General features: G+C 41.3%; 23 protein-coding genes. 8 read left to right on the top strand and 15 right to left on the bottom strand.

Annotation, left to right across the window (positions count from 1 at the left end):
* Positions 1–261: 261 nt before the first annotated feature.
* From AC3AQ9_RS03320 to AC3AQ9_RS03300, 5 genes are all read right to left on the bottom strand, one after another.
* On the bottom strand, positions 262–2682 hold the full coding sequence (locus AC3AQ9_RS03320; RefSeq protein ID WP_488306029.1) for a heavy metal translocating P-type ATPase: 2421 nt from the start codon (positions 2680–2682) through the stop codon (positions 262–264).
* A gap of 72 nt (positions 2683–2754) precedes the next feature.
* Entirely contained in the window at positions 2755–2958 is a 204-nt protein-coding gene (copZ, locus tag AC3AQ9_RS03315) for a copper chaperone CopZ (protein WP_488306028.1), read from the bottom strand.
* A 78-nt stretch (positions 2959–3036) separates the two neighbouring features.
* Positions 3037–3324, bottom strand: coding sequence for a metal-sensitive transcriptional regulator (locus AC3AQ9_RS03310; RefSeq protein WP_488306027.1), 288 nt, complete (start codon positions 3322–3324; stop codon positions 3037–3039).
* A 175-nt stretch (positions 3325–3499) separates the two neighbouring features.
* Positions 3500–4051, bottom strand: a complete 552-nt coding sequence (locus AC3AQ9_RS03305; protein ID WP_488306026.1) for a YdhK family protein — start codon at positions 4049–4051, stop codon at positions 3500–3502.
* A 607-nt stretch (positions 4052–4658) separates the two neighbouring features.
* Positions 4659–5405 carry a class I SAM-dependent methyltransferase gene (locus AC3AQ9_RS03300; protein WP_488306025.1) on the bottom strand — a complete coding sequence of 249 codons (747 nt, stop codon included), beginning with the start codon at positions 5403–5405 and terminating at the stop codon, positions 4659–4661.
* 571 nt (positions 5406–5976) lie between these two features.
* On the opposite strand from AC3AQ9_RS03300, the gene AC3AQ9_RS03295 reads away from it, so the two are divergent.
* The 5 genes from AC3AQ9_RS03295 (at position 5977) to AC3AQ9_RS03275 (ending at position 9998) form a co-directional block, all read left to right on the top strand.
* Positions 5977–6453, top strand: a complete 477-nt coding sequence (locus AC3AQ9_RS03295) for a DUF948 domain-containing protein (RefSeq protein WP_488306024.1) — start codon at positions 5977–5979, stop codon at positions 6451–6453.
* Positions 6454–6970: 517 nt separating this feature from the next.
* A complete protein-coding gene (locus AC3AQ9_RS03290) occupies positions 6971–7336 on the top strand; it encodes a GNAT family N-acetyltransferase (RefSeq protein WP_488306023.1) in 366 nt (121 codons plus the stop codon).
* Between the two features lie 462 nt (positions 7337–7798).
* Positions 7799–8497, top strand: coding sequence for a Na-translocating system protein MpsC family protein (locus AC3AQ9_RS03285; RefSeq protein WP_488306022.1), 699 nt, complete (start codon positions 7799–7801; stop codon positions 8495–8497).
* A gap of 71 nt (positions 8498–8568) precedes the next feature.
* Positions 8569–9270, top strand: a complete 702-nt coding sequence (locus AC3AQ9_RS03280; protein ID WP_488306021.1) for a Na-translocating system protein MpsC family protein — start codon at positions 8569–8571, stop codon at positions 9268–9270.
* A 266-nt stretch (positions 9271–9536) separates the two neighbouring features.
* Positions 9537–9998 (top strand): universal stress protein, encoded by a 462-nt coding sequence (locus AC3AQ9_RS03275; RefSeq protein ID WP_488306020.1) that lies wholly within the window; start codon positions 9537–9539, stop codon positions 9996–9998.
* Positions 9999–10240: 242 nt separating this feature from the next.
* Here AC3AQ9_RS03275 and AC3AQ9_RS03270 read toward each other — a convergent pair whose 3' ends face one another.
* From AC3AQ9_RS03270 to AC3AQ9_RS03260, 3 genes are all read right to left on the bottom strand, one after another.
* The gene (locus tag AC3AQ9_RS03270; RefSeq protein WP_488306019.1) at positions 10241–10831 is read right to left on the bottom strand and encodes an NAD(P)H-dependent oxidoreductase; all 591 of its coding nucleotides are present in this window, start codon (positions 10829–10831) and stop codon (positions 10241–10243) included.
* Positions 10832–11220: 389 nt separating this feature from the next.
* Positions 11221–11775, bottom strand: a complete 555-nt coding sequence (locus tag AC3AQ9_RS03265; protein WP_488306018.1) for a putative glycolipid-binding domain-containing protein — start codon at positions 11773–11775, stop codon at positions 11221–11223.
* Between the two features lie 482 nt (positions 11776–12257).
* The gene (locus AC3AQ9_RS03260) at positions 12258–13004 is read right to left on the bottom strand and encodes an SDR family oxidoreductase (RefSeq protein ID WP_488306017.1); all 747 of its coding nucleotides are present in this window, start codon (positions 13002–13004) and stop codon (positions 12258–12260) included.
* A 180-nt stretch (positions 13005–13184) separates the two neighbouring features.
* On the opposite strand from AC3AQ9_RS03260, the gene AC3AQ9_RS03255 reads away from it, so the two are divergent.
* Positions 13185–13730, top strand: a complete 546-nt coding sequence (locus AC3AQ9_RS03255; RefSeq protein ID WP_488306016.1) for a TetR/AcrR family transcriptional regulator — start codon at positions 13185–13187, stop codon at positions 13728–13730.
* A gap of 99 nt (positions 13731–13829) precedes the next feature.
* Here the strand turns inward: AC3AQ9_RS03255 and AC3AQ9_RS03250 are convergent, their stop codons facing one another.
* From AC3AQ9_RS03250 to AC3AQ9_RS03230, 5 genes are all read right to left on the bottom strand, one after another.
* Entirely contained in the window at positions 13830–14702 is an 873-nt protein-coding gene (locus tag AC3AQ9_RS03250) for an ABC transporter permease subunit (protein WP_488306015.1), read from the bottom strand.
* Positions 14686–15621, bottom strand: coding sequence for an ABC transporter ATP-binding protein (locus tag AC3AQ9_RS03245; RefSeq protein WP_488306014.1), 936 nt, complete (start codon positions 15619–15621; stop codon positions 14686–14688). Before AC3AQ9_RS03245 ends, AC3AQ9_RS03250 begins: the two co-directional genes overlap by 17 nt.
* 69 nt (positions 15622–15690) lie before the next feature.
* A complete protein-coding gene (locus AC3AQ9_RS03240; RefSeq protein WP_488306013.1) occupies positions 15691–16824 on the bottom strand; it encodes an anti-sigma factor family protein in 1134 nt (377 codons plus the stop codon).
* Positions 16821–17369, bottom strand: coding sequence for a sigma-70 family RNA polymerase sigma factor (locus tag AC3AQ9_RS03235; RefSeq protein ID WP_488306012.1), 549 nt, complete (start codon positions 17367–17369; stop codon positions 16821–16823). Before AC3AQ9_RS03235 ends, AC3AQ9_RS03240 begins: the two co-directional genes overlap by 4 nt.
* Before the next feature lie 394 nt (positions 17370–17763).
* Positions 17764–19353: a sensor domain-containing diguanylate cyclase gene (locus AC3AQ9_RS03230; protein WP_488306011.1), complete on the bottom strand. Its 1590-nt coding sequence runs from the start codon at positions 19351–19353 to the stop codon at positions 17764–17766.
* Positions 19354–19870: 517 nt separating this feature from the next.
* On the opposite strand from AC3AQ9_RS03230, the gene AC3AQ9_RS03225 reads away from it, so the two are divergent.
* Positions 19871–21526, top strand: coding sequence for an alkaline phosphatase (locus AC3AQ9_RS03225; protein WP_488306010.1), 1656 nt, complete (start codon positions 19871–19873; stop codon positions 21524–21526).
* Positions 21527–21933: 407 nt separating this feature from the next.
* On the opposite strand, the gene AC3AQ9_RS03220 is transcribed toward AC3AQ9_RS03225, so the two are convergent.
* Positions 21934–22941 carry a peptidoglycan bridge formation glycyltransferase FemA/FemB family protein gene (locus AC3AQ9_RS03220; RefSeq protein WP_488306009.1) on the bottom strand — a complete coding sequence of 336 codons (1008 nt, stop codon included), beginning with the start codon at positions 22939–22941 and terminating at the stop codon, positions 21934–21936.
* A gap of 347 nt (positions 22942–23288) precedes the next feature.
* Between AC3AQ9_RS03220 and AC3AQ9_RS03215 the strand changes: the two genes are divergently transcribed.
* A complete protein-coding gene (locus tag AC3AQ9_RS03215) occupies positions 23289–23744 on the top strand; it encodes a universal stress protein (RefSeq protein WP_488306008.1) in 456 nt (151 codons plus the stop codon).
* 272 nt (positions 23745–24016) lie between these two features.
* On the opposite strand, the gene AC3AQ9_RS03210 is transcribed toward AC3AQ9_RS03215, so the two are convergent.
* Positions 24017–24871, bottom strand: coding sequence for an MBL fold metallo-hydrolase (locus AC3AQ9_RS03210; RefSeq protein WP_488306007.1), 855 nt, complete (start codon positions 24869–24871; stop codon positions 24017–24019).
* Positions 24872–24941 lie beyond the last annotated feature (70 nt).

The following is a 24941-nucleotide window of genomic DNA, read 5'->3' as shown; positions in this document are numbered from 1 at the left end:
AGCTTCGCTATTAAACTATAATTCTCTATTGCTCTTTAATTCGCCTTTGTTTATTAATAAATATTAATTTACTGAGCATACTTACTTTCCTTTTCAAAACTATTCATGAAAGTCCACTTTTATATTCAGCTGTTTCCTTTAATTTGTTCTTCAACGCTTAAATTACGCCATTCCTCATAAAAGAAAAAGAAGCTAAAAAGAGGCAGACCTAATGGTGAACAAATTCCACCATCGGCCTGCCTCTTTTACTATTCGACAATATTACTGTTTTTCTAATTTTACGCGTTGCAGACGCAGCGCATTCAAAACGACTGAGACCGAACTGAAAGCCATTGCCGCTCCTGCAAGCCAAGGTGCCAACAGACCGATTGCGGCGATCGGAATCCCAAGCGTATTATAGGCAAATGCCCAAAACAGATTTTGCTTAATGTTACGCATCGTCTTGCGGCTCATGATGATCGCTTCAGCGATGCTGTTCAAATCGCCACGAATCAACGTGATATCGGCAGCTTCCATTGCCACGTCGGTACCTGTACCGATGGCCATTCCAATATCGGCTACAGCCAATGCAGGTGCATCATTGATGCCATCTCCGACCATGGCCACTTTCTTGCCTTGCAGCTGCAGTTTCTTCACTTCATCCGCTTTGCCTTCTGGAAGCACTTCTGCAATCACTGCATCGACGCCAACTTCTTTTCCAATAGCTTCTGCTGTCCGCTGGTTGTCCCCTGTCATCATAATCACTTGGATACCCATTTTTTGCAGGCGATGGATGGCTTCCCGGGAAGTGTCTTTAATGGTATCTGCTACCGCAACCATTCCTGCGTATTGGCCATTAATGCCCGCTAACATGGCTGTTTTGCCTTTGCTTTCAAGCTCTTCCATTTCCGGCAAAACAGATGCAATATCAATGCCGTATTGCTGCATCAATTTACGTGTGCCGATTACAACGGCTTGTCCGGAAACTGTCGCTTGCACACCGTATCCAGGAACGGCTTCGAAATATTGCACTTTGCCAAGTTCGATGCCTTTTTCCTGAATCCCTTGGACAATGGCTTGCGCCAATGGATGTTCGGATTGTTTTTCTGCTGCACCGACAAGCGACAAGAACTTCGCTTCGTCCTGCCCTTCGGCAATTACAACATTCGTCATTTCGGGTTTCCCATGTGTGACTGTACCCGTTTTATCGACGACTACTGTGTCAATGCTTTGGGTCTGCTCTAAATGCTCGCCGCCTTTGAACAAAATACCCATTTCCGCTGAACGGCCAGAACCCGCCATAATGGAAGTCGGAGTTGCAAGGCCCAGCGCACAAGGACATGCAATGACGAGCACCGCGATCAATACTTCCAGTGCCGGGGTGAAGTTACCAGGTTGAACCCAGATAAACCAAACCAGAAATGTGAGGAAGGCAATCCCGACGACTATCGGAACGAAGATGCCTGAAATTTTGTCGGCCAAGCGCTGAATTGGCGCTTTCGTTCCTTGCGCGTCTTCCACTACTTTGATAATTTGTGCGAGCGCGGTGTCGCGTCCCACTTTTGTGGCTTTCATCTGGATAGAGCCGTTGCTGTTGATCGTTGATCCATATAAGACGTCGCCTGCCGCTTTGTCCACCGGCAAACTTTCGCCAGTCAGCATCGACTCATCCACCGCTGTGAGCCCTTCCAATACTTCCCCGTCAACTGGAATTTTTTCACCCGGTTTGACTAAAATAGTGTCCCCGATGACGACCTCTTCCAATGGCAGTTCTTTTTCCACACCATTGCGCACAACCGTTGCTGTTTTCGCTTGAAGACCCATTAATTTCTTAATCGCTTCAGAAGAACGGCCTTTTGCTTTGGCTTCAAACAATTTACCAAGAATGATCAATGTGATCAGCACCGCACTGGTTTCAAAATACAGCTCTGCTCCGTGATGAGTTCCAGCTGTTATAATTGCTTGGTAGACACTGTAGAAGTAGGCTGCCGATGTCCCCAAAACCACCAGCACATCCATATTGGCGCTGCCGTTTCGAAGCGCTTTATAAGCGCCCACGTAAAACTGTTTCCCGATATAGAATTGAACCGGTGTTGCCAACAGCATCTGGACCCACGGATTCATCAAAATTTCGGGAACATAAAGAAATGAAGTAAAGGAAAAATGCCCAACCATCGTCCATAACAACGGCAACGACAGTATAGCTGAAATAATAAACTTCCGTTTCTGGTCCTGAATCGCTTTTTCCCGGTAATCCACTTGTTCGTGTTCTTCCTGCTTTTGATGTGCGCCGTACCCCAGTTTCTCGACTTTTGCAATGATGTCGGAAATGGTCACTTCAGATGGATTAAATTCGATGGTTGCTTTCTCCAATGCCAAATTTACATTCGCAGAAGCAACTCCTCCCAATTTATTGATCCCTTTTTCAATACGTGTGGCGCATGCGGCACATGTCATGCCGGTAATATCAAATTCCGCTTTCTGTTTCACGACGCCATAACCCAGCGCTTCAATTTTCTTTTCAAAATCTTCTTCGCTCAATTTTTCCGGATTGTATTGAATGGAAGACTTTTCAAGTGCCAAGTTAACGTTTGCTTGCTCGACACCTTCCATTTTGCTTAGCCCTTTTTCAATCCGGGTCGCACATGCAGCACATGTCATGCCCGTGATTTGTAAATTCGCTTCTTTTGTTGCCATCGCCATAAAGTTTTCCTCCTCTCCTATACTATATGGGGGTATATATCTTATAAAAGTAAAGAGTGCTGTGCAGCACCCTTATACGACTTCATATCCTTGTTCTTCGATTGTTTCCTGGATTTCGTTCAATGATGTTTGGCTATTGTCATAAGCCACGGTCACTTCCCCTTTGCCCAGGTCCACTTTCACAGAAGAGACCCCTTGCAATTCACCGACGCTCGATTCGACCGCATTCACGCAATGCGCGCAAGACATGCCTTGTACTTTTAATGTTTCATTCATTGGTTTTGCCTCCTAGGATAAGATTTGCCTAAACATAACATACCCTCTTGCGGTATGTTAATTGTTTTGCTTCGTCATTTACTTTGTCATGGTTTTCATGACATCCATCAATTCCTGGATCGCTTCTTCGCCTTTGTTTTCCTTGATGGCTTTTGCCACGCAATGATGGGTGTGGTCTTCCAATAAGGCCAGCGACACTTTGTTCATCGCGGATTGAATGGCGCTGACTTGGTGCAGGATATCCACACAATACCGATCGTTTTCCACCATCTGATGGACCCCCCGGACCTGCCCTTCAATCCGTTTCAGCCGGTTCAACAGCTGCTGCTTATTGGGTTGTACTGTGGTTTTCATTGTTTGTTCCATTCGCCGAACCTCCCGAATCATTATACCCTATACCCGTATTATAGAATATAGTTTTGCAAAAGTCAAAGTATGTGATTTGGAAACTAATTGTTTTTGGTTTGCTCAACAAACAAGTTGAAAGCTTAACATGGCGGACAATGTATTCAATTAATATTGAACTTCTAATCAATGTGAACTACTTGGCCGACAATTCGTTTTCTGTTACCCATTTATGATTTTTTACCGTTTCTCCGTCTGTTGTCGAAGAATAATCGACCATGTAGACTGTCTCTTGTTCAACAGTATCGATGGTTGCCCGAGCCCCTTCCATACCTTCCATGTGATCAGCTTTTATAACAACTTGATCTCCGGTCTTATATGGTTCATTTCCAGCATCCTCGATTTCTTCGTGGATGATCCATTTATGATTTTTCACGGGTTCCCCGCCGGTGGTAGGTGTATATGAAACAGCATATACCGCCGTATCGAAAGCGCCGGCAATGGTTGCTTCGGCTCCGTTCATGCCTTCCATATGATCCGTATTCATGATGGCCTTGCTGCCTACTTCAAATTTAGGAGTTTCTTCTTCTTTCAGCCCTTTCGGCAATTCCCCTGAACTTGAATGATCCATATGCCCATTCTCTTCATGGTCCATTTCTGTGTGCTCTTCCTGTGTGTCAGTGCTGCAAGCCGCTACTAATACGACAAGAATTAAGGCTAGAAAGAAGATGAGTCGTTCAGTTCTCATGTTGATGCGCTCCTTTATTTGCTTTGATTATCCTTTATAAAACAATATGCAAATGAGTTGCTCATTCCCTTTATACATATAGAGGGTATATTGAAATTAGAAAATTTACCACCTTTATGTTCCAGAAAATATCCACGGACCATTCTCCATTGCTTTCTATACCAGTAAGAACTCAAAATACCAAGGCTCTGCTTCCTAAATTGCTAGGTCTATTCTATTTTCCCTCCTTCTTTTCATGATTAATAATTTCTGCAAAAGCATAAAAGCGATTCCTTGTGCTGCTTCTCTTTCTGCCTTAATCACTTCAGCATATGCGTTTGCATATTGTACATTCCAGATGTGCAATATTTGATTTCGAGAACTTGAATCTCTTTACAACATCACTATACAATACCCCCCTATAGTATGTAAAGCGGTTATTCTCAACTTTTTAAAAATTTCTCTACATGAATATGTAAAGACATCGATTGCAGGCTTCAAAAAATTTAATTCAATAAGCCTGCATTTTTGTTGTGGATAGTGGAAAAGCCTTTTTAGTCCATTCATTAAAGTACGATTAACTAATAAAAAGGAATTGATTCAGCAATCAATTCCTCAAGTACTTGCATTAACTTTTTTTCATGCCATAGAATACATAACTGTAGTCGCTGGAATTTTCATGATAAAGTGCAATTTCTTGTTTAATCATGCTCACTGCATCCAAAGCGGCAGGTGTACCCTGGTATTTGTCTTCCATTTTCTTAAGATTTTGTTCAAGGGGATTGTAATATTGATCAATCCAATCTTCCTTCGGCAACACAAATGAAAAGATATACATATAGCCCGATTCAATGATTTGATTGACCTTGTTGGAAATGGCATTGATTTCTGGATATCCTTGCTCCCAAAAATCTTTACTTTCCTTGGCGGGATTCGTATGCAGCCATGAGATCTCGCTGCATACAAGATACCCTCCAGGCTTTAAAAAGGTTTTCCACTTGATAAGGCCATTTTGAAAACCTGCAATATAAATGGACCCTTCTGTCCAAATCAGATCAAACGTTTCTGGAGGAAAATCCATTTCCAGCATGGAGACATTCAGGACGGTTACTTTGTCTTCCAATCCTTTTTCAGCAAGTTGATTTTTCAGTATATCCAAATATGGCTCGTTAGTATCAATAGCCGTTATATGCGCGTTTGGGAAGCTTTCCGCCAAAATCAGTGTATGGATTCCAGTTCCGCATCCTATATCTAAGATGTTCATTTCTTTGTCTTTAGCTATATCCACCAACGATATGGCTTTTTTCGTTGATCGTTCGCTTCCCGGCGAAAGACGTCCCAGCCCTGCAAAAGCTTCATAAAAATATTTCTCCATGAATAGGCACTCTCCCTAAATTTTTATTGAATAAGGTCAAGCATTTAAAAACTGTCAAAAAGCCGTGATAATTGAAAATAGCAGAAGGGTTTTTGTTCATTATCAACCATAGTTATCCTTGAGCTTGTAGACAAAAGAAGATACATTCAATCAAGTGAATAACTATCAAAAACAAGATTCTCCTCGGTTCCTACGCTTCAACCGGACGCTTTCCGCGGGCTCGCGCCGAACTAACTCGGGACTGGCGCCCGAGTGGATTTCGGCACTTCGCTATCCCGCAGGAGACGCCGGTTTCCGCTGCGGAACCTGGCGTGAAGTGAAAAGCGGCATCCTGGATGTAAGGGATTCCGTAAAGCGAAGTGGCCGGACCGGTTGGGGGTTAGACCGTCTTATTCATTTCAAGCACACTTTTTCTACAGTCTGATCCTCCTCTGCCTTACTGCTTCCGAGCTTTTTTAAAAGATATATACTGCTGTTGCACCCAGCTTAGGACAATACATAATATGTTATTCCTCTATAAATAACGGGTATAGCATATTCGAGATGTCAATAAAACAGAGGAGGAAACAGCATGGACTCGACAATGTGGCTGTACATAGCGCTCGCCATCTTGGTAGTAGGGCTAATTGTAGCAGGAATCGGAGTTGGTTTGTTTTTAAAAGGAATGAAGGAACCGATGAAAGAAATAAAAGGCTCCGTGAACAATTTAAAAGGCCGGATGGATAAGCTCAAACTGGAGACAACAAGTCTGCAGCATCATACAAATGAACTGAAAGAAGACATGCAAGTGAAATCCGAAAAAGTCAGCCTTTTTGTTGATGCAGCAAAAGGTACGAAAAACTCAGTCTCCGACTTGAATTCGGCTGTCCGGGCAATCACAGTCGACGTTGCTTCGAGAGTGGACCGGGACAAAAGAAATGTTGCACAAGTCAACCAATGGAGCAATACAGTGGTCGGACTTCTCGACCTATATGAAAACCGGAAAAATGCCAAACAAAGCTCCTCTACTTATTATCCGGAACGCTTAGCTGAAAATAAACAACAATAATAAAAACAGATAAAGACAGCCGCCCGGATCTGCACTTCCAATTGTTGGTTACATCAAACAATTGAAAGTGCAGTTTTTGTGCAGCTGACTTTTATACCATTGCCTGAAGTGAACAAAATCAAGTTACCACTATTCTTTGTTTTTGGAAAAGCACCGTTTCGCTTTACTTTGCATAAGATTCTAGGTATCTTATTATTGTAAACAAATTTACAGTATATCCTTTCTGCAAGAAGCAGACTAGCCGATATTTAATCCCAATACAGCCCTTAGCTGTAATAAATAGTGAACAGGTCGAGTATTCCAGACAATAGCGCTGGTAATAACGCCAAAAAGAATGGTCCATTCTTTTTGGCGTTTTTTTATTGACCCAATTAGAGGGATTGGCCGATATATGAGCAATTACCGATGCTTGAATAGAAACCTGTTTCTTGGTTTCGATTGGAGCTCAATGGAACAGATTTTGTTTTGTATTGAAGGATATAAAAAATATAAATGATTAGATTGGGAGGTTTTGATTGTGTTGATCAAGTACAAGAAAATGAATGAAAAAATCGCTATGGGCTTGCTGTCTTTTATGCCCAGCGAACAGGACCTAAGTGTTCTGCAGCAGACCATGCAGCGATACGACGAGAATCCGGATTGGCAGTTGTACTTGTGGAAGGAGGAAGACGATTTTGTGGGCGTGATCGGGATTGAGCTGGACGAGCATACCTTTACCGTTCATCATGCTACCGTCAATCCTTCTTTCAGGAACGAAGGCATTGGGCAAAGCATGGTCGAAAAAGTTCAGCAGCTTCTTGAGCCGCTGGCTTTGTGCTCAACTCCTGATACAAAAGATTTTCTGGCGAAATGTTGGGATTTGCAGCATTCTGATTCGATTTAGCGGCTGGCAAAGGAGAAATCGCTTCTTGCGTTATCTCCTTTGCCAGGTTTCAGTTTCAAAACCTTTTTGAATACCTAGTTCAGAGAAGAACCTTTATTTCATTACATAATTAGCCATTCATTTTCAGCAAGGTTATAGGAATTATGTACTTATTAGGATTCTATGATATTCTTTATAGAATATCTTTTTATAAAACAGCAACTTAAAAAACAGTTCCGACTGTCACAATATCGATGGAGCAGGGTCTTCCGGACAATAGTGCCGGTAAGAACGCCAAGGAGGATGAAGTATTCTTTTTGGCGTTCTTTTTTTTATATAACAGAAATTTTTAAATGAACAAGGCAAGAGTGAGGTGTTCAACTAGGCGCATTACGTTTTTCTCCTCTTGCTTGAATTTCTCCTAAAAGAATTGAAGCTGTCTATAACTATAATTTATAGCAAGAAAGCAAAGGAGTGTAACCGATGATTGAGAAGCAGAAAAGTGAAGCCGAAATAACCCAGTTCACGGAGGCATTTTTAACAGAAAATTTTGGAGAAAAACCGGACCAATTGACGGTCACTTTTCGTCCTCCCTTCCTCCTTATCCACTTAAGCGGCTTTGTGTTGCCAACTGAAGAAATCTTCCTCGAAAAAGGAAGATGGGACAATGTGCTTGAAACCCGGGATATCCTAATCCATTCGGTAAAAGATGATCTGTTGAAAGGACTTCAAAAGCACACCAACCGAAAATTGACCGATTTGTATGCGGACTGGAATCTTTCAAACCAAAGTGGTTTATTTATTGTCACAATGGAAAAAGAAAAGACTCCAGATGACTTTCCTTGGCCGGCGGATGTTGATCAAAAGACGCTGAAGGAAATTATTCTCATGAATAGCATGCGTACGCAAAAAAAGCCAGACCAGACGAATTTCTTCTGGCTGAGTGACCAAATTCTTCTGATTGAACGAATAGGCATTCTTGTGGATATTGAAAAAAATTTGATTCAAAACGGAATTACCGAAGAATTGCGTTTGGCCAAGCGACCTTTGGAATACCGGATTATCGAGTTGTTCAATCTGGAATCTTTGCTGAAAAGCCATGTTCAAGATTTATTTGTAGATTGGAATTTTCAGCGCGATATAAGTTATATGGTTCTTTTATTGAAAAAGCAGGAAAGCTAAAAGCCACCATAATACTAAAGCAGGATTCTTGAAAATAGCCGGCTGCCCCCGCCGGAAAGGAGCTTTTAGACATGTCTGAAGAAAGAACCATCCCCTCCGAAATATCAGGGTATATGTCCACTTTATTGCGTAATCATTTCGGAAAAGGCCCTGCCTCCGTTTATGTCACCATTAAAAGACCTTATATCACAATTCATTTCCGTGGATTACTTACTCCGATGGAAAAAATTTTGCTCAAGCAAAATGAATGGAAAAGAGTCTTGGAAACTAGGGATTTGCTGATGAATAATTTGAAACCTCGAATTCTAAATGAGCTTTTGCATATAACGGAGCTAAAATTTACTGAACTATATGCTGATTGGGATCTCACTTTGCAGTCCGGCATAATTTTAGGAATCATGGAAGAAAAAGCGGCTGCAGAAAGCCTGAAATGGCCAAAAGAACTAAACAAAAAAACATTTCATGAAAAAATCGAACAAGTCAACGAAGCAGTTGAACGCAAGCCCGGCTTGATTGAAAGCATATGGCTCAGTAACCGGATACTTTTGGTGAAGCGGGCAGGTATAATGGTTGGCATTGAAAAGGCTTTGATTGCCGAAGGGTACGGAGAGGTTTTAAAATTGGTTAAACGGCCCCTTGAACGGAGTTTGCTGGAACAAGCCCGATTGGGAGAAACCTTAAAGAGACAGATCGCGGAAACCTTTATTGACTGGAATTATGACCAGGATGTAGGTTATATCGTTTTAGTTTTAAAACCTACCCCATCTAGGTAGGCATATTTTCCAGAGACCATCTTTTTGAGCCAGAAATGCAAAATAAAGCAGAAAGAGCTTATAGCCCATTCTGCTTTATTTTGCATTTTTTCTTGTTTTGAATTTTTTGCGCTTCAAAAATATACAGTTTTATGGTTGAATACTGTGTTTAATTGACTTGCCCTTAACAGAGAATTACGGATATTCAATTCGATAGAGCAGGATTTTGTATGGATTTTAAAGAATTAAAATTAATAAGATGAACAAAAATTTAAGGAGGAACCACCATGACATTGGAATACAAACAACTTCTGGTAGCGGTTGACGGTTCGCCTGAAGCAGAATGGGCATTTAAAAAGTCTATCGGAATTGCGCTCCGCAACAATGCTGCTTTAAATCTTGTATATGTAGTCGACAGCCGGACATTCACTAGTGCAGAAGTCTACAATCCATCTCTTGAAGAACATACCTTCAAGTCAGGCAATGAGCTTCTTGAAAGATATCAGCAAGAAGCGGGAAATGCTGGCGTTCTGAACGTTAATAATATCGTCATTGCCGGTTCTCCTAAAAACACAATATCACGGGAAGTTGCAGCGAGAGTTGGAGCCGACCTCATCATTTGCGGAGCCACTGGACTGAATCCAATTGAACGATTTGTACTGGGCAGTGTGTCTGAACATATTGTCCGCCACAGCCCTTGCGATGTTCTTGTTGTCCGTACGGCAGAACATGCAGAGGCGAATGCCTAATGTACTTTACTTTTTTACTTCTGCCACAATATTAAGATTCTTTGATACTGCCGGCCGCCTCATCCACCTTCTGGCATTCCCATATTTAAAGGAGATGAAATTGCTCAACCATTAATTGAATTATGTAATAGGAAGGTTAAGGGTATATGTCCAACTCTAGCCTTCCTTTCAAATCTTGTTGATAATTAGAATTCTTCCATATCCTTCAATTGATGCTTCAGCGACACAACTTGGCGCAGTGATTAAGAAGATTCCTGATTGATGAAACGCACAAACTCTCGAGCAGCTAGTCTGGTGTCTTCAATGATTTCAAGCAGAACGTTTTCATGTTCTACTGATTCTTGATGATGATGTGGCAATTTAAGTGTCTTCATCATCTTTACTGAGCTTTCATTTAAAAAATTGCTAAAGCTGTCTTGTTCCCCCGTATGATAAATAGGACTGAGTGTATCATCTTCAATCTGCAGATGAACTCCTTTTTTGTTGCTAAGTTTTTCAATCTGTTTTGTTGCTATCAATAACTCAACCAATGATTTTAACTGGGCAGGAAGGCCAAATGCGATTGTTTGAGAAATGAAAACAAACGAATCTGAATTGGTAATTTGATCAAGCAATAGATTGAAGTCCTCTGCTTCCCTGCCTAATCCCTCTAACTCTTTAATCGAATTGAAACTCAATATAGGCATATCAATTTCGTATAAATTCACCTCAACGATTTCACTATCCCTCTGGCTGGCACGCAACTCATCCAAAAATGTTCTTGTAATCGAAGAGCTAAAAGAGTCGGCCCTGGTATCGGGGTTAGCCACGATGCATAAAATTCTTTCCGTCATTCCTGCACTCCCTTTCCATTTTTCCTTAAATGAGTAGCACTTCATCTTTCAGACCATAAAATAACGGAAAACAACTTAATTCCTTGAAAATTAATTTCATTTGAAGATAGCCACTTTTATGAAAGCCTCTTTATGGTCTTAATTTCCCCTTTTCTTTATTTCAAACTTTATCCGGATTTATTTCTCTGAAAAACAAGAAACTTATTTGCATTTAAATAGATGCATCAGCTATCTAGAACTTAAACAGTTTTCAGTAAAGCAGAGTCTTTTCTTTCTGCGTTCTCTACCCATGCTCTATATTGCCCCGTATGATGAGTATCAATACAACAGGCAAAAAATGTAAGGTTATAAAAAATTAAAGAAGCTGTCATTAATTTATGGGCTTAACGCTAATACTTTCTTTCGAACAAATTGGGATACTCCGCAACAAAGCCTATTTCATCAATCAGGATTACTGATTCAAAATTCTCGCTCTGAAAATTAAAAATCCTGTGTGTCCCTTTGCTTTCAATATATGTATATGCCTGACTCACTTTTTTTACTTCCAAAATTGGTACGGACACATAAACCATATCTAACTCTCTTTTCTGACCCAGCTTCCAATCTAAACGGTTAACGGGCAATGAGTTTGTAAAAGGGGTGGCAGATAAATCAACATCAATCGCTCCAGCCAACTGATCCATTCTGTTTCCATGCTGGTCGAACCATTCCCCATTTCCATCAGAAGTGATTTGAAGGATTTCCCCTCTTTTGCTAATGATATTCACGCTTTTTGTTCTCCATAAATGGTCCAATTCAATTTGATAATCGATTTGTACAGGAGCACCGGTTTCCAAATAAATTACTGTACTATGGGCGGAAATGGTACTTCCATTAATGAAAAGCCTTAAATATTCACAGCCGAAAGTTTCTTTATTTTCCCAAACCAACTCACTCGAAAACATACTCACACCCCTTAAAGAAATCGTTATTCACCTACTGCTTCTTGGAGAAAATTGATGAATGAAGAAGTAATTTTTTATTCTTGTCAAAAATTCCATGCCATTGCTGCTTTCGCTTCAACACAAAAGAAAGTGAGCCTGTCCTTCTTTTAAAAGCATTCTCTCTGCAAATATATCAGATAAATCCAGTTGCGCATACAATAATCAAAATATTCATTTAAAAGGTATCAATAAAATCTTCTTTAATTTTTGTGCATAGATTAGTTAAATCATTAATGTAAAAAAGAGAAAAGACGTCATGATCGCATCTTTTCTCCTTTTGCATAAATTCTTTTTTCTTCTATATAAAAGAAAACATTTAAGCTGACTATTCGACAATATTGTTCTTGTTTTTGTCTATATGCTTCTACTTAATAAACTTACTATTTTACCTTAATAGCCTAATCTTTTGATATTGAGTAGTCCTCCGCTTATTGAGATGATAATCACCACGGTTGTTTTGTCGGTCCAATAGTAAACTCATTTATATTCGTGTCTTCTGGCTGATCAATTGCGAATGCCACCACATTGGCCACTCGGTCAGGTGAAATGCCATATTGTTCGTAAATCGCTGTCATGCCTTCTGAAGTAGTCTGGTGTGTAATTAAATCCAATAATTCTGTATTAATCGCTGCTGGATAGATAGTCGCTGTTCGGATGTTCGTCCCTTCCAGGGCGGATTCCATCCGCAAAACTTCCATTAAATCACGGACGGCCCACTTTGTCGCTCCGTAAACCGCACCGCCTGGATAAGCCTTAAGCCCCGCGACTGATGAAGTAGTGATGATATGCCCAAATTTTTGCGAAGTAAATGTTGGAAGCACTGCGGCAATCCCATTCAAAACACCTTTGATATTCACATCGACCATATTGTTCCACTCATCAATTTTCAATTCGGAAAGCGGAGAATTGGGCATAACTCCAGCATTCAAAAAGATTGCATCGACGCCACCAAACGTATCTTTGGCCAATTTGACAAGCTGCTGGCTATCCTCTGGGTTGACAACATCAGTGACACGATACGCTACTTGGCCACCCATTGATTGGATTTCTTCAGCCAGTTTTACCAAGCGGTCTTCACGTCGAGCTCCAAGGACAATTTTAGCGCCTTTTTCTGCTAACAGCTTGGCAGTGGCTTCCCCAATACCTGAACTTGCACCCGTAATAACAATCACTTTATTTTCGATAGCCATATTATTTCTCACCCTTTCTAAAATACTACAATTGATGCTTTCTCGACATCTGTAAATAATCTATAATATTAAAATAAATTAAACAAGGCATAAAAATCGTTAATTTTAGCGGTTCTGTTGTTTACACGACAAACAAGCGAAAAATGTCGATTATGTAGAGAAAGGCATGGTGTTGAGAAAATGGCCAAAGTGGATAGAAGAATTGCTAGGACGCAGGATGCCATAAAGAAAGCATTCCTTGAACTGATGTCCGAGAAAACCTTCGATAGCATCACCATTCAGGATATTTCTGACCGGGCGAATATTAACCGCGCAACTGTGTACCTTCATTACTTGGATAAATTTGATTTGCTGGATAAAATCATCGAAGAGCATGTCCAAAACATGGCTAAGCTTTGTGAACTGGACGCTGACATGGATTGGATTGAAGCTACAGTCCACTGTATGGAGTACTTGGAAAGCAATTACTCTTTCTTCTCTCCAATGCTGGCAAGCGAAGGAGCTCCTTATTTTCGCAGCCGGTTCGTCCAGCACAATATCGAAGAATTCAAAAAAGACTTGGATGTCACGAAAGGCAAAAATCTTGGCCAAAATGAAGAGATAGTTGCTGAATTTGTTGCAAATGCGTACGTAGGGATAGTGGAATGGTGGCTAAAAAACGAAATGCCTTATCCTCCAAAGGAAATGGCGGAAAAAGTGGGAGATTTGTTAGACAGGATTTTATAATTTTCATGCCTCAAAATAAAGAAAGTCCGTAAAGGAGAGAATCTTCCTTTACGGACGAATAGATTGCCAACATCATTTACCTTTAAAGCAAATAGCATGTCATACATCTCGTTTATTAAAACTATAAATCGAAAAAAGAACTGCCGCTATTCCATAAAGCACCGCATACCAGATCATCACATTGCCGGGAACCGAGACACTTGTGAACATCCCGCCTTGCGCCATGGAAAGTGGGTTATCCGTTGTATCAAATAACAAAATGGTCATTTTGCGGTACATGGAGTCTATCGGAAAAACAAGGCTCATGATGATGCCGATGTTTACAAGGCTCGCTTTCTCGATTATTGCTCCAAATTGTTCGATAAAGCCTCCGATAAAGGCTGCCCCATACAAAATGATGGCAACGATCCCTCCATTTAAGGTTGTCATTCGTGTGCTTAATAACAGCCCGAACGCAATCAACACAAACGGCTGAATCGCAAAGACGCTGACAGCTTTAATCATCTGCATTGGAGTAAGGTTCAGCGCCATCCATTCCGCTCCAATCCCTTGATGCAGAAGGATAATGCTAAAAAAGAGCGAGATGGCATAGGCAATCATCAAAAAAGCCAATCCCATGAACTTTCCGAGCACAAATTGCAACCGGGAAATCGGCCGCATCAGCCATGTATCGATTTGGTGGCTGGATACTTCGCCTGAAATTGAACTGACACTGGACATGATTGCCAGCAACGCTGTTATAAAAGAAGAAAAATAAAGGCCGACTCCTAGAAGCTGAGAAGCGATGAACTGCTGCATTAAAACGACTTCAGTTCCTTGGCCAGCATTGCCGACTTCTTCTGCTCCTTCTTTTCCGGCAAAATAGATAGCAGTTCCATAAAGCGCCAGAAAAACAAGCGTCATAATGACGGTAATCAAGAAAATCCGCTTGGATATCATTTCTTTAACGGTTAATTTACTGATTGTCCACATAAGCGCTCTCCTTTTTCTGGTTCACCCAATACATGAAAACATCTTCTAGATGAGGGTTGATCGGTTTCACTTCAAAAACATCAATTTTTTGGGCAGATAAATAATGAAGAATCTTGGGTATATCCTTCTCATTCTCCAGCTGGATCAGCCAACGCATACGCCCTTGTTCCGCTTTGCCTTTCTGATAACTTGTCACAAATGAAGGAAATGGCACGCCAATGGAACCTTCTGTAACGACTTCCACTTGTGCTTCTGTCATCATCAATTCCCGCCAAGGCCCTTGTACAATCATTTCTCCTTCATGGATAATCGACACTTGGTCACACAAGGACTCGACTTCATGCAGCAAATGGCTATTTAAAAAAACCGTCTTTCCTTGATCACGCAGATACCCCATGAGATCTCGTACATCTTTGCGCCCAATTGGATCAAGTGCAGAAGTGGGTTCATCCAAAAAGATCACCTGCGGGTCATTTAATATGGCACAAGCAAGGCCGATGCGCTGCGACATCCCTTTTGAAAACCCACTGATCCGCCCATTTACCCTTCCGGTCATTCCCACTAACTCGATGACTTCTTCAATTCGTCTGTTCCGTTGCCGGATGGGAATTTTGCATAACTCCGCATGGCTGTCCAACAATTGCTTGCCTGTCAGCCAATCAGGATAACGGAACAATTCCGGCAGATAACCCACTTGTTCCCGCGACTTTGTCGTTCCAATCGGCTCTCCGAGTATGAACCCTTCTCCGCTTGTCGGCTTCAATAATCCAAGAAGAGTCCGAACGAAAGTGCTTTTTCCGGAACCATTCGGCCCTAAAAAACCATAGACTATTCCCTCTCCGATGGACAAAGTCACATTTGAGATGCCGCCTTTTCCATCATAGGTTTTCGTTAACGAATTTGTCTGAATAACGTTCATTCTCTTCCTCCTTAAGGTGCATTTAGAAAAGTTCAGAGGGCAACGGGCCACTCTGAACTTTAATATGAGTCAATTAACTTGTTCGCTTAAAGCTATCAATTCATCTGTGCTCATTGCGCCTTCAGCAAAAATTGTATGGATATCGCCATTCACCTGCCATACAATATAGGAATGCTCCTCGCTTTCTACGGCGACTCCTTGAGCATCGCCTACACGGACTTCGCTCATCTTAGATCCTTCTGTGGCTGCATAAGGAATTGGCAATGTCGATTCGATATCGTCGATTCCGGCCAATTGGGTCTTCACATTTTCAGGCAGGAATGGAAGAGATAGCAGCGTAGTTCTCAACTGCTCGATCGACACGCCTTCAGGAACATTGATTTCTGGGGATTTCGTGTGCATATAAGAGATATATTGGCCATCCATCACGTAATCTGTATGAATAGCTTCAAATGTTGATACGGAAAAAGGCTTGCCGTCTAATAAGGCTTCAAACTGTTGGTCTGAACCTAATTGAGCCAATAATTGATTCGCTTTTTCTACATCCAAAGTAAAAGTGATCGTAGATGCCGGAATCACGTTCACTCCTTCAACGTTTAAGTCACCTAGAGCAGGCACTTGATGGCCGGCTTTTTCAGCTGCCTGTTGGGTTTCAAAATACATTGTCTCCCCTGCAGACTCTGACTTTTCCAGCTGCCCAATTCCTTTCAAGTCGAGTGACCCTTCTTTGTTCTCGCTGACCCAGTTCTCGATTTCACTTATATCATTTGGTGTCAATGTCACCACTTCAAACTGATTGACGCGGAATAAGGATAGAAATTGATTGGCTTCCACCCGGACTTGAGGGTGGGCAAGTGAGCTGAAGATCGCTGCTGCAATGGCTCCTGATACAAGTAAACGTTTGGTTTTCGTTTTCAATGTACTCCATCCCTTTCTGTTTTTCGTCACTTTCTCTTCTGCCAGTTTTTGTTTTCCAGCAAGTTGCAGGTTTTCCTCGAACTTTGCCCAGGCTTGATTTGTATCGACATGAACATCTTGCGCCTCTAAAGCTTTCTCACAAAATGAGTGCAGTTTTTGCAATTCATCGATATTACCGCGGCAGCTTTGACAGCTCTCTAAATGTTTCATGATTTGTTTTTTCTGTTCGCGGCTGACTTCTCCATCTAAATATGCCTGCAGCATCCCCACATTGTGACAAGTCATTTATCTTCTCTCCTTTCTTCTATATATGAATCTTTGAAGCGTTTTTTGGCCCGAGCCAATATAGTTCCAATGGATAATTTTTCTACGCCTTTATCTTTGGCAATTTCATCGTAGCTGTATCCCGAAAATTTCATGAGCAGAATATCACGATCCCGCTCAGGCAATTTCATTAAAATTTTCTGAACTTCGCTGATGTCTTCAAGTTCCACGTATTGGTCTTCGATGGATCCAGCCGCTTCATTTTCATATACTTTTTGTTTGTTCATTCGGGCAAGATGGCGCTTTTCGGTTCGAATATGATTATAGGCTGTATTAACAGTCACTTTTGTCAGCCAGCCACTTATATTTTCGATAGTTTGGCGATCCGCATGATATAACTTTACAAACACTTCCTGCGCAATATCTTCTGCAATACTTTGTTCTTTAACAATAATGAGAGCTTTCCGAACGACAAGAGAGTAATGTTGTTTGAATAAATTTTGAAAGACATCTTCTTTAGACGAATTCCTGTTGTTATCGGACAAATTCGCCTTCACCTCCATCATTATTTCCTCCCTTCAAAAAGCCCTTATTATAATGACACCGGAATTCTTAATTTTATGACAATTAAACCGGCATTTCTTTTATTTTTTTCAAAAGGGGTGGAATAACACACCAAGCCAGACAAAGAATTTCCTAGAGACTATTGATTTCGTGGATAAAAGCAGCACGCCTTGTTTTCACAATGCAGTTTATTTAATTAATTTCATTATGAATTTAACACGATATTTATTGATTTACAATAAATATTTATTCAATTCTTTTAATTTAATGATTGGCTTTGCTTCCCGAATTTCGTATCATGCCAATATTCAAAGCAAAAGAAAACCGAAAAAAAGCATCTCATTTTAAGATGCTTTATCTGCCACATGTTGATTTCTCTTGTTTTCTTAAAATTTTTCAATTAGAGGAAACTGTAATTCGGTTTCTTCCTCCTAATTTCGATTCGTATAATGCGCTATCTGCTAATTCAAAGAGTTCATGCAGCGAATTTGTATGCTTTGGAAATTCCGAGAGTCCGATTGAAACCGTGATGGTTTTGCCGGGAATGATCATGGTCTTTTCGATTTTTTCCCGAATCTTTTCCGCTACCTTATTTGCTTCTGCAGCATCACTGTCAAGCAAGAGAAGAACAAATTCTTCTCCGCCATATCGAAAGCAGTAGTCATTTTTCCGTGTTGCAATCTGAATCGTCTCAGCCAGCATTTTTAATGTTTCGTCACCCATTTTATGTCCATACGTATCGTTGATCGATTTGAAATGGTCGATGTCCAACACCAGCAAAGAAAAAAGCCGCTCTTCTTTTGACCAGGCGTTCAAAACTTCGTCTAATTTCCTTCGGTTCGGTAGACCGGTCAAAGGATCGGTTAAAGCGGACTGAGTGAGCTGCTGATTATTTTTTTCCAGCAATTCAAGCGCGATACTGACACTTTTGGTAAGCGCATCGGCTTCCCGGTTCCAATGGGACTCTACAAGAGTGTCCTTCAGGGAATGAGAAACTTCTTTTCCTTCGGCCATTCGATTTGCCAGGTTGGCTAACTGGATAAAAGGTTTCGCTAACTTTCGGGCGATAAAGACCGATAATACAAGCAATATCAAGAATGGAAGCAATACATTCACCAATAGTTTTTGAAACTGTTCGACCAGCAAGTTCTGAACGAATGAATAGGGGGTTTGCTGCACAATTCCCCACCCTATTTCGGGCACCGCACTATACGCGGCAAGCATGGGAATTCCTTTCGTGTTGGTAACCAGTTCCATGCCACTTTGTCCTTGAACTAACTTTTGGACCATCGGATTTTCGAGCGCCCTCTGACCGATCAATTCACGTTCCGGATGGAATAAACGCGTTCCTTTTGGACCGACGACATAGTAATAAGAGCCATTTTTCTCAACCGCGTCGTTACCAAGAATCTGGTTCAAGGCATTTTGCTCCTGCAGATAGATGGTTCCGCCAATTATCCCTCTATAAGTACCGTCTTTGGAGTATAAGGGTTGGCTCATCAAAATCAGCAAGCGATTTGATGGTCCGATATACGGTGTAGTCAACATCGGTTTTTTCGCATCTAAAACTTCTTTTGTTACACCTGAAGTGATAGTTGTCCCTTGCAGTCCAACGCTTACCGGACTAATTGAGCGAACAAATCCTGTTTCATCTACCCATGAAATGGAGTTAAAAAAGCCACTGCTTTTTCGCAAAAGTTCTAATTGTGCATGGATTTCCTGATCGCTCATTTCTTCATGTTCTTGCATGAAGTCTGTCGTGGATTCCAGATTATTTCTCATCGAGACGAATAATGATTCGACCGAATGGCTCATTTTTTCAGATTTGGAGTAGTTCAGTGATAAATAAGTAGACATCAAGGATTCCTTATTGGAATGGTAAGTCGAAATAGTTAGAATCAATAGAGTGAAAACGACAGAAGTAGATACAAGAAAAGTTAACAGTGTTGCCAAGTTCACTTTTCGATTGGCAAAAAATTGTTTCATTTAGGAGTCTCCTTTAATAATATAAAAAATCATATTAACGTCAGTGATTTGTTGACGTTTTGTCTACTTTAAAATTGAAGTGTAGAGAATTGTAGTTCAATGGTCTTATTAAAAAAATAACATCTTCCATTATATAGTGTGCGTTAAGGAAATTATATAGGTATAAAGGTATTACATTAAAGATATTTTTTTGTTGCTATGTATTAAAAGTAGATGAATGAGCATAGAAGTGTTTGAATAATTTTGAACCGGCATCAATCTTACTGATATCTATTTCTTCACCCTTTCAGTCGATTCATCGCCTTCTAATTTGAATTTTTTTCTGTTCCAGTAAGCTTTGACGTTTCACTATTTTTCTAACAGTATTTTATAAAAGTAAGCCTATTGGTTCGATTTTTATTTTTTGTAAAAAATTTATATTAAATTAATATTGAATCCATACTGGCGAAATATTCTTGCCTTATCCTAATAGGTGGCATCACAACTTGCTTATATTATTTTAAGGAGGAATATGAGGATGAAACGCAATTTAAAAAAGAAGGCGGCTGGAGTATCCATAGCTGCCGCTGTAGCCATTTCTTCTTTAGGCTTGGCTGCAAATGGAACGGTAACAGAAGCAAAGAATAAGAAAAATGAGCCGACCAACGTCATCATGATGGTAATGGACGGAACAAGTGCTGGGGCTATCAACTTGGCAAGATGGTATAAAGGCGAAGATCTGGCAATGGATCAGATTCTTGTCGGGGGCATGCGCACCCATTCTGCAGAAGCTGCCATCACTGATTCGGCGCCTGCTGCTACTGCTTTAGCAACTGGAAACAAATCGAACGACAAAGTTGTCGGCCTTCTCCCTAAAATCGTCAATACACCGGGCGTCGATCCAGTTGACCCCGAAGATACATACAAACCGGTCGCTAACGTATTAGAAGGAGCACAATTGCTCGGAAAAGCTACAGGAATCATCTCAACCTCTGAAATCCAGCATGCAACGCCTGCCGGCTTCTCTGCTCATGCCGTTCACCGAAGCAACTACCAGGATATCGCTGAGCAGCAGGTATACCAAGAAATCGATGTTGTTCTTGGAGGAGGAAAAGAATCACTGTTGCCAGGAAGCACAAAAAATGCACGGGTTGATGGCGAAAACTTAGTTGAAGTGATTGATGAAAATGGCTATGATTTCGTGGAGACAAAAGAGCAGCTTTTGAATTCGGATTCTGATAAGTTATGGGGCTCTTTCGCTCCGTCAGCTCTTGCATATGACTTTGACCGGAAAGCTACAGAAAATGACCAGCCTTCTCTTGCTGAAATGACGAAAAAAGGAATTGATACCTTGTCAAAAGATGAAGATGGATTCTTCATGTTTGTGGAAGGAAGCAAAGTGGACTGGGCGGCACACGCGAATGATACAGTCGGAATCATTAGCGATGTACTGGCTTTTGACGCAGCCGTAGAAGAAGCGGTAGATTTTGCGAAAGCGGATGGCAATACAATGGTTATTGCTGTCAGTGACCACGGAAACAGCGGAATCACTATCGGAAATATGAATACCAACTCAAATTATCCTGAAATTCCCGTGTCCACTTTCATCGATCCTTTGAAGAAGGCATCCATGACCGTTGAAGGGGCATTGAAAACATTGAAATCAGACCGCTCCAACATGGAAGAAGCGGCTGCGCTTTATGGGTTGGATAACTTAACTGCGGAGGAACTAAATGCATTAAAACAATCGAAAAACTTGCAGGCTGACATGACCAACATGCTGGCACAGCGCGCGAACATCGGCTTTACGACTGGCGGCCATACGGGGGAGGACGTCTTCTTATACGCTTATGGACCGTCCAAGCCGTTTGGTCTGGTAGATAATACAGACATTGCAAAAACGATGGCGAAATTCATGGAATTTAATCTAGACAAAACAACTGATAAGTTATTCGTGAACGCGAAAGAATCCTTTGAAAACAAAGGATATACTACGCGCATTGATATAACGGATGCGAATAATCCTGTGTTTGTTGCAGAAAAGAACAAGATCACCATCGAATTGCCGATCAATAAAAATATTGCTCATGTAACTCAGAACAAAAAATCGTATACGAAGACGCTAGACGGAGTCAATGTTTATAATGGAAAAGACTTCTATGTGTCAGAAGATGCTTTGAATCTTTCAAAATAAAGTTCGTAACAAGTTGCTTTCTTCCAATCATTTTAATTTGGAAGAAAGCACTTTTTATTTAAAAAGAGAAGTGCTGCTGCAAGAAATTCCTCTTCGCGCCACTTTTTGATGTCCATTTTATCCTTCTCCCTCCTCCAAGAGTGCCTGTAGATTTTCCACGTTACATTTAAACCAGCCTTGTTATTCCTTTTAGGTGTTAGGTCGTTAAACACAAGGATAATCGATTATCCTAATACATCAACACAAAAAAAGGAGAGAAGCTGATCTTTAATCAGCTTCTACTCCCTTGTTCGTTTAAGCAGCTTTTCGTGTTTCGGCATATGTATACTATTTATCTAATGCGAATCTTTACAAAAATTAAAGCTGGAAAAACCTTTGCTTGAACTAAACAGCACAAAGGCTTCCCCTTAAACTTGATTGCTTAATTCAAACGATTTTGACCGATAGGCCGGAAAGAATTCCGTTCCTTCTTTTACATCGAGGGTTGCGCAGAGCTCTTTATAAATCTTTTCATCCCAAATTTTGCGTCCCGTATAAAATTTGAAAGCGGTCTGTCTGCCAAATTGCTTTTTGAATACGTAAAGATTGTCTTCTGCGCTGTTGGTTCTTCCTCCTCCGCCATGTATGAGGTCGATCCCATGCTCTTTCCCCCAAAGTGTCAAGGCATAATTCAAAATGGAAGCCGGCGAAAAACAATTGAATTCCGACAATGTTCCGGATAAATGGGTGTGTGCTAAATTTTTATAGACAAAGTTCAATCCTGCACCGATTACTTGGCCTTCATACAGCACTTCAACAAGCAAAACGTTTTTCCCCAAAAGTGAAAGCAAGTCATCGAAATACTCATCGCCGAAAAAATAATACGTATCGGCGTGATTGCGCTCCATGGTTGCATAATAGATTTTTTTGAATTCGGTCAAGTTGTCGGGGTTCAATATTACACGGTATTCCACACCTGCTTTTAATGCCTGCCGGATGTTTTTCCGGGCTGATTTTGAGAACTCGATCTCCACCGGCTGTTCATAATCCTTCAAATTGGTTCCGACCGTGTCACGAAGCTGAGTGACCTCGTAGCATTTATCAAAACTCTCTGCATTATTAAGCAAAGGATGGAAACGGATAAATTCACTGACGATCCGTCTTTCGGTGCAATACTGCTGGAAAGCAGCTTCGAAAGCTTTGATCAAATCATAAGTGCGGCCCTCTTCACAAAAAAGGATTTGAGGTCCGCCATAGCCATAAGGCGTCACCAAGTCATAATATATTTCCGCTCGGACCCGCAACGGAATTTCACGTTTGATGAAGGAGTGCCTCACCGTCCCATATTTATGTTGAAAGTTGAATATCTGAAAAGCCCCATTTTCCACTTTTTCAAACAAGCGGCCATAATTCTCCTCGAAATAGATATCTTGCATCCTATCGCACCTCTTCTCTTTCCAATTAAATGCCACAGCGAATTTAAAGTCCTTGTACATTAGTTGTTTATCGAATCATATTCAAAAGGAATAAATCTATAAGGTTTCAATTCTTTTTCTTCACAAATACACATCCAATTTATCGGAGTATGCTCTGCTTCTAAGCTTTTCGTCTATCCATTTTCAGAAGTGATTGATACATATCTCTATGATAAAAGAGCTAAGTGAAAATTAAGTGAAAATTCCGCATTTATAAAATAAAACCTTTTATTTGCTGCAGGATTTCAATTTTGAACTGGAGAAATTAATTACACATCAACATTAATCATGATAGGAGGAGCTACTTCATGACAATCGAATTTAAGCACATTCTCGCAGCTGTTGATGGATCAAAAGAAGCTGAAAACGCATTTAGAAAATCGGTTGAAATAGCCAAACGAAACAATGCCATACTTAACCTGATTTACGTAGTGGATACCCGCTCCTACGCAACCATGACCAAGCGGATACCGGATCCTACTGACGAATTCTTCGAGTATAGAAAAGAGCTGCTCGAGAATTATAAACAGAAAGCCCAAGATGCTGGCATCGCTGAAGTCAATGCGTTTGTCACGCCTGGTTCCCCCAAAAAAGTAATCTCACGTGATTACGCAAAACGGGTAGAGGCCGACTTGATTGTATGCGGTGCCCAAGGCATGAATGCAGTGGAACATTTTTTAATGGGAAGTGTGTCTGAACACATTGTCCGAAACAGCCCTTGTGATGTTTTAGTCGTCCGTCAAAATGAATCCGGTAAGGCATAGGGCGGAAAAAGAGCAGTGAGTAGATTATGAAATTGTGACAGGTTCCATGGTATACCTCTAAATTAAAAAAGCCCGGTTATCTTGATAGGCAAGTTAACCGGGCTTGCATGAGTAGCTGTCTCTCTTTTCATAAAAAGTACTAAAAAATTTTCTAAGATCCATTAAGAATAAAGAAAATAGAATCTTCTAAAGTACTGCTTTATTCCAATTTACTAGCTGCCATATAGGTGCAGCTTTTCAAAGAACATTTTAGCTTTCCCCTGTACCTGGCGCTAGTCATCTTTATCCACGAACTTTCCATGGCCCGGGACGGCTTTTTCCTTGAAATGTTCTGCCAGATCTGCAAGTCCGTTCACCAAATATTCACCGCTGATCGGTACACCGTGCCCTGTGAGAGCCAGTTGAGGCTGCAGCTGGGCGAGTGTTTTCACCGACTGTTCTGCGGCTTCCCAGTCCGGAGTTAAGTATACCGGCGGACCGCTGATCTCGAGCTCCTGTGTCATTACCTTATACAGCGAATCCTGTTTCACTGCGACGAATGCATCGCCGACGATGAGCGCTCCATCCGATTCACGGAAGAGCGATACATGCCCTTCCGTGTGGCCAGGTGTATGAATCCAGCGCCAGCCGTCCATTCCTGGCACCGTTCCGTCTGCCGGCAGCTCCTGTGCCCGGTTCCCGATATCGATCGCCTCGGTCGGGAACAATTTTGACATTTTCGCGACCATGCCGCCTTCAACGGTCATGTCCGGGTCCGGATATTCCCGTTTGCCTGTGATATAGGGAATCTCAAGTGGATGTGCATAGACCGGCACGTCCCACTGCTCCAGCAAGTCGATGAGGCCGCCGATATGATCAAAATGTGCATGCGTCAGGATAATCGCTTTCGGCGGATTTCCGTCACCGAAGCGTGCAGCTGCAGCTTCCTTGATAATATGTCCGGATTTCGGCATGCCCGCATCAATCAGCACCCATTCATTTCCGAGGCCGGGCTGTCCATAGAAAATGACGTTCACAATCTGGATGGTATAGCTGTACAAGTCCTTACCCAGCGATACGCCATCGTGGCTGTTTACGGAAGTCACCGGTTGGAAACGCTCCGTTGAAGAACTTCTTTCCATATCCATCGATAATCTCCTCCTATTTTAAAATTCTCCCCTTCTTTTCCCGTTGCATTGCAAACTAAACTACCGCTCC

Source organism: Planococcus sp. VCh962, assembly GCF_057748275.1.
Note: the sequence above shows the minus strand (reverse complement) of the source record. Positions and strands in the feature narration are given on the sequence as shown.

Excerpts from the sequence above, each read along its gene's own strand:
- AC3AQ9_RS03320 (WP_488306029.1), bottom strand. The coding sequence starts at position 2,682 with ATGGCGATGGCAACAAAAGAAGCGAATTTACAAATCACGGGCATGACA.
- copZ (WP_488306028.1), bottom strand. The coding sequence starts at position 2,958 with ATGAATGAAACATTAAAAGTACAAGGCATGTCTTGCGCGCATTGCGTG.
- AC3AQ9_RS03310 (WP_488306027.1), bottom strand. The coding sequence starts at position 3,324 with ATGGAACAAACAATGAAAACCACAGTACAACCCAATAAGCAGCAGCTG.
- AC3AQ9_RS03305 (WP_488306026.1), bottom strand. The coding sequence starts at position 4,051 with ATGAGAACTGAACGACTCATCTTCTTTCTAGCCTTAATTCTTGTCGTA.
- AC3AQ9_RS03300 (WP_488306025.1), bottom strand. The coding sequence starts at position 5,405 with ATGGAGAAATATTTTTATGAAGCTTTTGCAGGGCTGGGACGTCTTTCG.
- AC3AQ9_RS03295 (WP_488306024.1), top strand. The coding sequence starts at position 5,977 with ATGGACTCGACAATGTGGCTGTACATAGCGCTCGCCATCTTGGTAGTA.
- AC3AQ9_RS03285 (WP_488306022.1), top strand. The coding sequence starts at position 7,799 with ATGATTGAGAAGCAGAAAAGTGAAGCCGAAATAACCCAGTTCACGGAG.
- AC3AQ9_RS03280 (WP_488306021.1), top strand. The coding sequence starts at position 8,569 with ATGTCTGAAGAAAGAACCATCCCCTCCGAAATATCAGGGTATATGTCC.
- AC3AQ9_RS03275 (WP_488306020.1), top strand. The coding sequence starts at position 9,537 with ATGACATTGGAATACAAACAACTTCTGGTAGCGGTTGACGGTTCGCCT.
- AC3AQ9_RS03270 (WP_488306019.1), bottom strand. The coding sequence starts at position 10,831 with ATGACGGAAAGAATTTTATGCATCGTGGCTAACCCCGATACCAGGGCC.
- AC3AQ9_RS03265 (WP_488306018.1), bottom strand. The coding sequence starts at position 11,775 with ATGTTTTCGAGTGAGTTGGTTTGGGAAAATAAAGAAACTTTCGGCTGT.
- AC3AQ9_RS03260 (WP_488306017.1), bottom strand. The coding sequence starts at position 13,004 with ATGGCTATCGAAAATAAAGTGATTGTTATTACGGGTGCAAGTTCAGGT.
- AC3AQ9_RS03255 (WP_488306016.1), top strand. The coding sequence starts at position 13,185 with ATGGCCAAAGTGGATAGAAGAATTGCTAGGACGCAGGATGCCATAAAG.
- AC3AQ9_RS03250 (WP_488306015.1), bottom strand. The coding sequence starts at position 14,702 with ATGTGGACAATCAGTAAATTAACCGTTAAAGAAATGATATCCAAGCGG.
- AC3AQ9_RS03245 (WP_488306014.1), bottom strand. The coding sequence starts at position 15,621 with ATGAACGTTATTCAGACAAATTCGTTAACGAAAACCTATGATGGAAAA.
- AC3AQ9_RS03240 (WP_488306013.1), bottom strand. The coding sequence starts at position 16,824 with ATGACTTGTCACAATGTGGGGATGCTGCAGGCATATTTAGATGGAGAA.
- AC3AQ9_RS03235 (WP_488306012.1), bottom strand. The coding sequence starts at position 17,369 with ATGATGGAGGTGAAGGCGAATTTGTCCGATAACAACAGGAATTCGTCT.
- AC3AQ9_RS03230 (WP_488306011.1), bottom strand. The coding sequence starts at position 19,353 with ATGAAACAATTTTTTGCCAATCGAAAAGTGAACTTGGCAACACTGTTA.
- AC3AQ9_RS03225 (WP_488306010.1), top strand. The coding sequence starts at position 19,871 with ATGAAACGCAATTTAAAAAAGAAGGCGGCTGGAGTATCCATAGCTGCC.
- AC3AQ9_RS03220 (WP_488306009.1), bottom strand. The coding sequence starts at position 22,941 with ATGCAAGATATCTATTTCGAGGAGAATTATGGCCGCTTGTTTGAAAAA.
- AC3AQ9_RS03215 (WP_488306008.1), top strand. The coding sequence starts at position 23,289 with ATGACAATCGAATTTAAGCACATTCTCGCAGCTGTTGATGGATCAAAA.
- AC3AQ9_RS03210 (WP_488306007.1), bottom strand. The coding sequence starts at position 24,871 with ATGGATATGGAAAGAAGTTCTTCAACGGAGCGTTTCCAACCGGTGACT.